This window comes from Heminiphilus faecis (genome assembly GCF_008728965.1).
GTDB classification, from domain to species: domain Bacteria; phylum Bacteroidota; class Bacteroidia; order Bacteroidales; family Muribaculaceae; genus Muribaculum; species Muribaculum faecis.
In genome coordinates, this window is sequence record NZ_VSMC01000069.1 from 1 (window position 1) to 925 (window position 925).

A 925-nucleotide genomic window follows, 5' to 3' on the forward strand; every position below is an offset into this window, starting at 1 on the left:
AAAAAATCTCTAATAACTCTTGTGTTAAGCGGTTAATGTTATTTGGGCCAAAAGGGTCAATCATATTATGGCCAAAGGGGTGAATTCTGTTTGGCCAAAAGGGTCAAAGTAGAGTGGCTTTTCCACTACCAGCGTATCGGTGAGATTTACGGATTCCCGATTTCCATCATATCCGAGCCGACGGTGGTTGACGGTCACGAGAGTGTGCAGAACCGCTTTGTAGTCGAAGGCAACTTGAAGTACAAGTACAACAATGGCTTCATAGCCATGAGCGACACCCATGCCGCCTGCATGAACTTCGTCAATGCACTGGAGAAGATACCCGGCATCATCGCCCAGTTTGAGGAACGCACCGCCAGACTCAAAGCCGACGTTCCCCAACTCGAAGCCATCGTTGCAAAGCAGTGGGGCAAAGAGAACGAGTTGAAGCAGCTCAAATCAGAACTCGCAGCCCTCGACCGCAAAATCACCGCCACCCTCGCCCCAAAACACGATGACACCATCGATGATGGGGAAATCAAGTCAACCACCCCACAGCAACAATCGGCAAACCACATACCCCCGCAATCCTCAAAACAGCAAGAGGATAAATCTTCCCTCGTTGCCGAGCCGCGGCATAAATACAGTGGATATATTAGAGTGTGAGAATAAAGTCTATATAGGACAATTGTCCTATATAGACTTTATTATGCAATATTTCGTATGCAATATTTCGGACATTTAATAACACAAATGAGCATTGAGGATGTATTATTCTCATCTGTGGCGTATTATGTCTAATATTGACTTTCTTATTATCAATGATTCGGTAAAATTTGAGGTTGTTCAGCCTTGGCTAAGCCGCTAACTGAGTCAACCGATGATTTATTTTCTGAATTATTTTGAGATGCGGAGATTTTCCGCAAGTCGAAATAATTGTTGAGGC

Annotated in this window: 1 protein-coding gene; it reads left to right on the plus strand. The window is 44.6% G+C overall.

Annotated features, from left to right (window positions below):
* Positions 1-90: 90 nt before the first annotated feature.
* Positions 91-645 carry a hypothetical protein gene (locus FW767_RS12945; protein ID WP_150980735.1) on the plus strand — a complete coding sequence of 185 codons (555 nt, stop codon included), beginning with the start codon at positions 91-93 and terminating at the stop codon, positions 643-645.
* Positions 646-925: the final 280 nt, after the last annotated feature.